The organism is Spirulina sp. 06S082, assembly GCF_034932145.1.
GTDB lineage: Bacteria > Cyanobacteriota > Cyanobacteriia > Cyanobacteriales > Spirulinaceae > CCY15215.
On record NZ_JAYGHV010000426.1, the window covers coordinates 1 to 9,451 of the forward strand.

At 43.8% G+C, this 9,451-nt stretch carries 8 protein-coding genes and 1 pseudogene; 6 read left to right on the forward strand and 3 right to left on the reverse strand.

Features of this window, described 5'->3' with window-relative positions; all coding sequences use genetic code 11:
• Together nuoH and VB714_RS25810 are read right to left on the reverse strand one after the other, a co-directional pair.
• Positions 1-844: NADH-quinone oxidoreductase subunit NuoH (gene nuoH / locus VB714_RS25805; RefSeq protein ID WP_323228041.1), on the reverse strand; the 844-nt coding region annotated here is incomplete at its 3' end.
• A gap of 234 nt (positions 845-1,078) precedes the next feature.
• A pseudogene (locus VB714_RS25810) lies at positions 1,079-1,252 on the reverse strand (transposase); the annotation flags it as partial.
• A gap of 338 nt (positions 1,253-1,590) precedes the next feature.
• Here VB714_RS25810 and VB714_RS25815 point away from each other — a divergent pair.
• Entirely contained in the window at positions 1,591-2,208 is a 618-nt protein-coding gene (locus VB714_RS25815) for a Uma2 family endonuclease (RefSeq protein ID WP_323228043.1), read from the forward strand.
• Between the two features lie 57 nt (positions 2,209-2,265).
• Here VB714_RS25815 and ahcY read toward each other — a convergent pair whose 3' ends face one another.
• Positions 2,266-3,546, reverse strand: coding sequence for an adenosylhomocysteinase (gene ahcY / locus VB714_RS25820; protein ID WP_323228045.1), 1,281 nt, complete (start codon positions 3,544-3,546; stop codon positions 2,266-2,268).
• Positions 3,547-3,696: 150 nt separating this feature from the next.
• Here ahcY and VB714_RS25825 point away from each other — a divergent pair, with 150 nt between their 5' ends.
• The 5 genes from VB714_RS25825 to VB714_RS25845 all read left to right on the forward strand — a co-directional run bounded on the left by VB714_RS25825 (position 3,697) and on the right by VB714_RS25845 (position 9,216).
• Entirely contained in the window at positions 3,697-5,415 is a 1,719-nt protein-coding gene (locus VB714_RS25825; protein ID WP_323228048.1) for an AarF/ABC1/UbiB kinase family protein, read from the forward strand.
• Positions 5,416-5,566: 151 nt separating this feature from the next.
• Complete coding sequence (locus tag VB714_RS25830) at positions 5,567-5,872, forward strand: HU family DNA-binding protein (RefSeq protein ID WP_323228050.1); 306 nt, start codon at positions 5,567-5,569, stop codon at positions 5,870-5,872.
• A gap of 14 nt (positions 5,873-5,886) precedes the next feature.
• Positions 5,887-6,969, forward strand: coding sequence for a threonine-phosphate decarboxylase CobD (cobD, locus tag VB714_RS25835; RefSeq protein ID WP_323228052.1), 1,083 nt, complete (start codon positions 5,887-5,889; stop codon positions 6,967-6,969).
• A 51-nt stretch (positions 6,970-7,020) separates the two neighbouring features.
• A complete protein-coding gene (locus VB714_RS25840; protein WP_323228055.1) occupies positions 7,021-8,442 on the forward strand; it encodes an NAD(P)/FAD-dependent oxidoreductase in 1,422 nt (473 codons plus the stop codon).
• Between the two features lie 153 nt (positions 8,443-8,595).
• Positions 8,596-9,216 carry a helix-turn-helix transcriptional regulator gene (locus VB714_RS25845; RefSeq protein WP_323228059.1) on the forward strand — a complete coding sequence of 207 codons (621 nt, stop codon included), beginning with the start codon at positions 8,596-8,598 and terminating at the stop codon, positions 9,214-9,216.
• The last annotated feature ends 235 nt before the right edge of the window (positions 9,217-9,451 follow it).

Consider the following 9,451-nt stretch of genomic DNA (forward strand, 5'->3'; position numbering starts at 1 on the left):
ATTCCCAACCCCCGAGGTAGAGAATAGCGACAACTAAGGCAGAAAGCACGAGGTTGATATAAGAACCCACATAAAAGAGTCCAAAGCGCATTCCCGCGTATTCTGTTTGATATCCTGCTACTAATTCTTCTTCGGCTTCGGGTAAATCGAAGGGAAGGCGTTCGCATTCAGCGAGGGCGGCGATCCAGAAGATCGCAAAGCCGATGGGCTGTCGCCAAATATTCCAACCGAGGATGCCATAACCGGACTGCTGTTGGACAATATCAATAGTGCTGAGACTGTTGGACATCATGACTACAGCTAATACGGATAAGGCGAGGGGAATTTCGTAACTAATTGATTGAGCCGCCGCCCGTAAACCTCCTAAAAGAGAATACTTATTGTTAGAGGAGTAACCAGCCATGAGGAGGCCGATGGGGGCGATGCTGGAGATAGAAATCCAGAGAAAAATGCCGATATCGAGATCTGTAATCAGAAGATTTTGTCCAAAGGGAATGATGAGATAGGACAAAATCACGGGAATAACCACCAAAACCGGACCGAGGGTAAATAACCAAGGATCGGCTTGGGCGGGAATGATATCTTCTTTAAACACGAGTTTCAAGCCATCGGCGACGGGCTGTAGGACTCCGAGGGGTCCTGCATATTCTGGACCGATGCGCTGTTGGGCGGCGGCGGAGATTTTCCGCTCTAACCACACTGTGACTAGGACCCCAACGACAGAAGCGATGAGAACTAATGTCATGGGAATGGGTATCCAAAGGGCTTTGGCTGCTTCTGAGGACAGTCCCAAGTCCGTGAGGGTTTGAATAAAACTGCCTTGTAGGTCGATTCCTGAGTTCATTGAGCGATCGCGATCGTGATAGTTGGACGGCGGGATTTTAATAATCCAGCTTTAGAAAAGTCGATTCTCCGATCTTAGAATACCTTAGACTCAGATTTTTGTAGAGATTCTCAGGGATAGATTTAAGACCGCGCCAATAATGTAGAGTCCGCGATCGCCTCGAGGATCTAAGTACAGGGCAAAAACTGGAGAGAGTCAAGAAAAGCATCAAACTTGTGGTCAGGATTGGTGAAAATGTTGCCATAAACCCGTCTTCATTGCCCAAACAAAAGCAATAGCCAGTAAAGCTAAAAGTTTAGAGAGACGATGAGAGTCAGTGAAATGAGTTGATTCAAGACAAAATCCGCGAGTTTTCAGAGCAGCGAACAGAGTCTCAATTCCCCAACGACGAGCATAGTTAGACAAAGATATTCTAAAAAAGGGTGGTATTCAGAGTTTTTAATTAAGTTTTGTTGGCATCCATACATTAACTTTTACCTCCTTTTTTTAGGATATCAAATTATTGTAAATCCATCAATCTTTTGCTAAAATAGATTGTCAAAGATGCAGGCGAATAAATGCGCCGTGTCGCTCTCTTAATTGATTGGATATGCTGAGGTTTCCTCAGCATCTCTCAACCGCTTTTCTACCCCGCTCTAAAGAGCGGTCGGGTCCCGCGTCGGTGAAAGACGCAAGGGAATGCTGACTAAGAGAGACGGGGCTATCAATCTCCCGATTTTTTCTCGTATAAATCCTCGTATAAATCTATGACTACTGCGATCGCACGAACGGGAATTAGTTTTAACGAATTCATCAACTGCTATGGAGATGATAAAAATTATGAGTTAATCGATGGAGAGTTAATTGATATGGAACCCACAGGTCTGCACGAACAGGTTGGTGCTTTTGTGAGTCGCAAACTCAACGTCCAAATCGATCTTCTTGACTTACCTTATTTTATCGTTCATTGTTGCTTGCTCAAACCTTTGGGAATAGCAACGGCCTTTAGACCCGATATCATGGTACTGGATGAGGCAGCGCTATCTCGAGAACCACTTTGGACGCGAGAACCGATTATTACAATGGGGACAACAGTAAAGCTGGTTGTAGAAGTCGTTAGCACTAATTGGCAGAATGATTATGCTCGTAAATACGAAGATTATGAAGCCTTAGAAATTCCCGAATATTGGCTGGTCGATCATTTAGGACTCGGGGGTAAATACTATATTGGCAGTCCCAAACAACCCACTATTACTCTTTGTCGATTAGTTGACGGAGAATATCAAAAAACTATATTACATTCTGGCGATCGCATTCAAACCCCCTTATTTCCCGACCTCGATCTTCCCTGCGATCGGCTCTTTACCCTGGCAGAATCAGCATAAACTGTAGGTTGAATTGAGGAATCAACCCAACTCAACCTACAGATATTTACACCGGAATTATGTTCCCATTGTCCAGGAATTCATATACTCAACTTGTTCGGGAGTTAAAGTATCGATCGCAATGCCCATTGCTTGTAATTTCAAACTAGCAATTTCCTTGTCAATCTCTTCAGGAATGGAATGCAATCCAGGTTTTAATTTACCCTTATTTTTCACCAAGTATTCGCAAGCGAGGGCTTGGTTAGCAAAACTCATATCCATTACAGCACTGGGATGTCCTTCCGCCGCCGCTAAGTTGATCAAACGACCTTCACCCAAAACAACAACAGATTTACCACTGGGCATTTTGTACTCTTGAGTAAAGGGGCGAACATCCTTCACTTCCGTCGCTTTTGCACCCAAAGATTTCAAATCGATTTCGATATCGAAATGACCGGAATTACAAACGATCGCGCCATCTTTCATCACATCAAAATGTTCGGGACGAATGACGTGCTTATTCCCCGTGACAGTAATGAATAGATCCGCTTGGGGTGCAGCATCAGCCATGGGCATCACCCGGAAACCATCCATAACCGCTTCGATCGCGCGAGTCGGGTCTACTTCCGTAACGATAACATTTGCCCCCATACCCTTCGCCCGCATCGCCGCACCTTTTCCGCACCAACCATAACCGACAACAACAATGTTTTTGCCAGCGAGGAGAATATTAGTCGCGCGAATAATGCCATCGAGGGTAGATTGTCCGGTACCGTAACGATTATCAAAGAAATGCTTAGTATCCGCATCATTCACATTCATCGCGGGGAAGGAAAGCACCCCATCTTTGAACATGGCTAAAAGACGGACGATCCCTGTAGTGGTTTCTTCCGTGGTTCCGATCAGGTCTTTGAGTTGGTCTTGACGTTCTTTAACAATCGTTGCCGTAACATCGCTACCATCATCGATAATGATGTTGGGGCGATGATCGAGAGCGACCTGGACGTGGCGACCATAAGTTTCATTATCTTCGCCTTTAATGGCAAATACAGGGATATTGTAGTCAGCAACCAAGCAAGCCGCTACATCGTCTTGGGTTGAGAGGGGGTTGCTGGCAATCAATAGGGCATCCGCACCGCCATTTTTGAGGGCGATCGCCAGATGGGCGGTTTCTGTAGTGATGTGAGAACAAGCGACTAAACGAATTCCCGCGAAGGGCTTCTCTTTAGCAAACCGTTCCTGAATTTGACGCAAGACAGGCATCTCCCGTCCCGCCCATTCAATGCGCTGTTTACCTTTGGCGGCAAGAGCAATATCTTTGATTTCGTACTTAGGCTTTGTCAGTGTTGCTGCTGTCATTAGAGTTTTAATTACCAACGTCCATCTAGCCAATCTTAACCGATTGTTTTAAAAATTCCTCCTCTTAAGTTTGGGGAGGTTGTATTTTCGCAACAAATTAACTAGAGTGAAGTTAAAGAATCTTTGCACTCGATGAGGTAAAACGATCTTGTGAGTCAACATCAATTTGTTTCCGATGACGGTCAGCCCCCGCGACGAGGGCGATCGCAACGTTACGATCCCCAGGCGATCGCCAAATACTGCCGCTACAGACCTTGGTTAGTCTTCTGGCGAGCCTTCACTATTTTCTGGTATCTTGGTGGGTTTGTCCTCCGCTTTCTCCTCGATCGCTGGCGAAACGTTATCGAAAAAAACAAGTTGAGACGCGCCGCCGATTTGCGCCAAACTCTGACTCGGTTAGGAACAACTTTCATTAAAGTCGGTCAGGCTCTCTCTACTCGGCCGGATCTGATCCAAAAAGATTTTCTCGTCGAACTCGTTAAATTACAAGATCGCCTACCTCCCTTCAACAACGCAACGGCTTTCGCAATTATTGAAGAAGATTTGGGCCGTACTCCAGAGGAAATCTATCGGGAAATCTCCCCCCATCCCATTGCAGCAGCCAGTCTCGGACAAGTGTATCAAGCCGTCCTGCACAGTGGGGAAAAAGTTGCCGTTAAAGTACAGCGACCGAATTTACGCCCGACCATTACCCTCGACCTGCATTTAATGCGCTGGGCTGCCAGTTGGATCGCCCCCTGGTTGCCTTTAAATATCGGCCACGATTTAACTTTAATCGTTGATGAATTTGGAGCAAAACTATTTGAAGAAATTGATTACTTCAATGAAGCCCGTAATGCAGAAATATTTGCCACCAATTTTCGCGACGATCCCACGGTTAAAGTTCCGGAAATTTACTGGCGCTATACCGGTCTGCGAGTCCTAACTTTAGAATGGATCGACGGCTTTAAACTCACCGATACAGAAAGCATTGAAGCAGTGGGTGTAGATCCCAATGAAGTGATTAAAATTGGGGTTATTTCTGGACTGAAACAACTCCTGGAATTTGGCTTTTTCCATGCCGATCCCCATCCCGGAAACTTATTTGCCCTGTCCGATGGACGCATGGCTTATATTGATTTTGGCATGATGGATCAGCTAGATGAATATACCAAGGAAACCCTAGCCGCTTCTGTGGTTCATCTCATCAACCGCGATTTTTATCAACTGGCCGATGATTTTAAAGCACTGGGATTTTTAGCCTCGGATACCGATATTACTCCGATTATTCCTGCCCTAGAAAAGGTGTTGGGTAATGCCATGGGGGAAAAGGTGAAAGACTTCAATTTTAAAACCATTACCGATGAGTTTTCCGAGTTGATGTATGAGTATCCTTTCCGGGTTCCGGCGAAATTTTCCCTGATTATCCGATCGCTGATTACTCAAGAAGGATTAGCACTAACATTAGATCCCGAATTTAGCATTGTTGAAATTGCTTATCCCTATGTTGCACAACGATTGCTCCGAGGGGAATCTCCGGCCATGCGTCGCCGCTTATTAGAAGTGCTGATTCAGGATGGGAAATTTAAGTGGGAACGATTGGAAAATATGCTGGCGATCGCGCAAACCGATGGCAATTTGAACCTTCTTCCGACAGCACAATTGGGGTTACAATATCTTCTTTCTGAAGAAGGACGCTATTTAAGACAGCAAGTCTTATTGGCGCTGACAGAGAACGATCGCCTACACACCCAAGAAGTACAGCGACTTTGGGACTTAGTGAAAGATGAGTTTCAACCCCATCGCATTTTTGATGTCGCTTGGAATACCATTAAGGAGATTTCCAGCGAACAAGTTACAGCTTTAATGACCTTGGGGCATGGGAAATGATAGAATAATTCAGTGAATCTTTGAGCCTACGGGGATTTCAGTAATTTTATCAATCCTAGTGGTTGGGAAATCTTCCAAGGCTTTTATTGACTGAATTTACCAACGGAACAGATTCGTTCTATTTAACAAACGCAACACGGGAGATTATTTCATGAACAAAGGGGAACTAATAGATATGGTGGCTTCCCGGACCCAAGTTACCAAGAAAGAGGCTGATGCAATCATTACTGCCATCATTGAGACGATCATGGAGACTGTCGCCGAGGGAGAAAAGATAACTCTTGTCGGATTTGGCTCTTTTGAAGCTCGCGATCGCAAGGAACGAGAAGGACGCAATCCCAAAACGGGGGAAACCATGCTGATACCTGCGACTAAAGTTCCCGCTTTTTCACCGGGTAAAAAATTTAAAACTGAAGTAGCTTCTAAAAAAGCTGCTGCGGCTACCGACGAAACTTAATTTCCTGTCCCCCGATGAGCGAGATTTCCCAGAGACCCAAGCATGGGGGGAATCTGAATTGGGCTGCTGCGATCGCCGATTGTTCTGCCGATACGATCTTGGATTTTTCGGCCAGCATCAATCCTTTGGGTCCTCCCCAGAGTGCGATCGCCGCAATTCAAGGCAGTTTGACTTCCCTTTCGAGCTATCCCGACCCCCAATATCATCAGCTACGCTCAATTCTTGCTCAATGGCACGATCTCCCCAAGGATTGGCTCTTACCGGGGAATGGGTCTGCGGAATTGCTGACTTGGGCTTGTTGGGAACTCGCTCGCCAGGAAAAGGTCGTTTTGTTAACTCCTGCCTTTAGCGATTATCAGCGCGGTTTACAGGCTTTTTCTGCCAATGTGGAACAGCATTCTCTGATGGAAAGAGGAGAATTTTCTTTTTCTCTCTTTCCTCTTTCTGGGTCGAGAACGAGTAAAAGGGGATTGTTATTAAATAACCCTCACAATCCTACGGGCAAACTTTGGTCAATTGACGAAATTTTGCCCCTTTTAGATTGTTTTGAGGTTGTGGTCATTGATGAAGCCTTTATGGACTTCCTCTTGCCCTCACAGCAACAAAGTTTGCTGGGGTATATTCAAGATTTTCCTCACTTAATTATATTGCGATCGCTGACAAAATTTTACAGTTTGCCTGGGCTGCGTTTGGGTTATGCCATTGCCCATCCCGATCGCCTACAACGGTGGCAAAAAATGCGCGATCCTTGGTGTGTCAATGTTTTGGCTGCAGCCGCAGGAGAGGCTGTGTTAGGCGATCGCGCATTTCAACGGCAAACTTGGGACTGGTTGACCCCCGCACGGGATTTTCTTTATCGCAGTTTAAAAGCATTACCGGGTCTCGATCCAGTGATGGGAGCCGCCAATTTTTTGTTAGTGAAAAGTCAATATTCTTGTTCTCAATTACAATTACAATTATTAAAGCACGATAAAATTTTAATTCGAGATTGTTTGAGTTTTCCTGAATTAGGCGATCGCTATTTTCGTATTGCTGTTCGTTCTGCTCCAGAAAATCAACGCTTGGTTCAGGCATTATCCCTGGTGATAAAGACATAGAGAATAGGAGAATATCAACCTAAAATCTGCCACTATTATAATTCTTGTGAAATGTCTGGCGAATACGATTTAGTTATTATTGGGTTTACTCCTGAAGGGATTTACACTGCTTTAAACGCGGTATCTCTGAATGCTCGTGTTGCTTTGGTTTCTCAAAATTGTCAAGGAGAGAATCTTGCGCTTTATCGCTACAGTTTGAGGGAGATAGGTCGGTGCTATAAGGAAGGGAAAAATGCGGCACAATTTGCTATTTCTGGACAGATTAATGAGATTAATTTAGAAACTGAGATCGCAAGGAGGGAAAGCGCGATCGCGACTATTGCGGAACAAAATTCTCCTGCTATTTTAAGTGCTGCGGGAGTTGATTTTATTGAGGGAATGGGGGAGTTTTGTCGCCGTCCCCAATTAGCTTTTATCGTTGCTGGACGAAAACTGCGATCGCGTTCTTACATTGTAGCAATGGGAACTCGTCCTCGTCTTCCCGAACTGAAAAGTTTACAGGAAGTTGGCTATTTAACCGCCGATCTTCTCTGGCGATCGCCTACTTTACAACAATTGCCACAAAATTTAGCAATTCTTGGGAATACGTTTTTCGCATTAGAACTGGCTCAAAGTTTAGTACGTTTAGGAAAAACGATTACTTTGGCGATCGACACCCGAATTTTACCCCAAGAAGAACCAGAAGCGGCTCGTTTAATTCAAGCACAATTAGAGGGAGAAGGTATTGAGCTTTTAACCGATAGTCCCGTCACGCAAGTTAAGAAAATCCCACCCAAAAAATGGCTTCAAGTTGGCGATCGCGCCATTGAAACCGATGAAATTATTTGGGCTGCTGGTTGCCAATGGAATTTAGAGGGTTTGAATTTAGAAGCATTTGGAATCGATCCTGCGAGTCCAAATATCAACCCCAAGTTACAAACTTGTAATTCGCAAATTTATATTTGTGGTAGTATTGAGGACGAATTGAAATTATCTTCTCGCTCTCAATATGAGAGTGATATTGCGCTGCATAATGCCCTTCATTTTTCTACTTGCAAAGGCGATCGCGATCGCCTTCCCCATGCTGTCTTCACCGATCCCAATTTAACGAGAATTGGTCTAACAGAAGAGCGGGCAAAACAGAAATATGGAGAAAAAAATATTGTTGTTTATCATCGTTATTTTAAACAAGTTTCCCTGGCTCTTCTCAGGGAAGAAACAACTGGTTTTTTGAAAATTATACTCAATCGAAAAGGTGCTATTTTAGGAGCAACAATTGTCGGTTCTCAAGCAACAGAATTAATTAATTTATTAACTTTAGCCAGACAAAACCAGATTAGTATCGATCGCTTGGCTGAACTATACCCCATTTCCCCGAGTTTTTCGGAAATAATCTGGCAAACTGCTAGAGATTGGCAGCGCGATCGCCTCACAAAAAACCCATCAAAAAACTATATTCGCCATCTTTGGCTTACCCTATGTCGTAGGAATTAACTTATCTTTTTGAACCTATTTGCATCAAAAATATTTTGATTTCACCGTTTATAATTTCAAAAATAGCACTCATTGGGTTTAATATAGATGAAACCGAGATGTTTAACTTCTAGAGTGATGCAAAATGAATCACATTAAATTCTTTTTAGTGCAATGAATCCCGAAAAACACAAGCGTTTTTTAGTTTTGCTGGAAAAAGCCCAAATCTACTTCAAATCTGAACGACAACTCGCCAGACAACTCAATGTTCCCAATAGTTATTTAATTCGTTGGAAACAAGAAAAAGGGAGTCCAGATATTGAAGTTCACGAACGTTTAGCCTCCCTTTTAGGGCTGGACATGAACACTTATAGCGCCAAACTCAACGGCCATTCTACCAATCCTTTTGAAACTTGTCTCGAACTCCTGCAAAAAAATAGTGCGGCTCCCTCGGATTTGCCCAGATTGAGTTTTATCGCGCAAATTTCCTTAGAAAAATCCCAAGAACTCTATAGATATCCGGTTTTAGGCGATTTACCTCAACATCTGCGCTTAATACAGCTACTCGAGGGGGCGATCGCCATTTTAGGAATCGACGAAATTCAGCAACGCACTCAACAGGAGGATAGTCCCATTAACTACCAGACCTTTCAAGCGATTCGCAAAGGACTCCTTGCTGTAACCGACCCAGATTTATTGGGGGATCTGATCGCATTACTCGATCCTAATTTGGAAATTTTTCCCAAAGAGCGATGGCTGAAAGTTTTAGAGCCTTCTGAGATTAAGGATTTTTAGACCTACCAAGTTTATCAAAAAACTGGGTTTAAAACCCCGTCCTTTAGCGGGGCGGAGGACGGCTTTTTAGAGATGTAGCACCAAAAATCATTTGTGATAGAATAAAAAATAGGAGGTGAATTTTAAATGTATGGATGTCAACAAAATTTGATTAAAGATTCAGAAAATCTATCATTTCTCGAATACCTTTGTACGACAGCGAATAAATTAATCAATTGTGGAATTTATTTGGCTC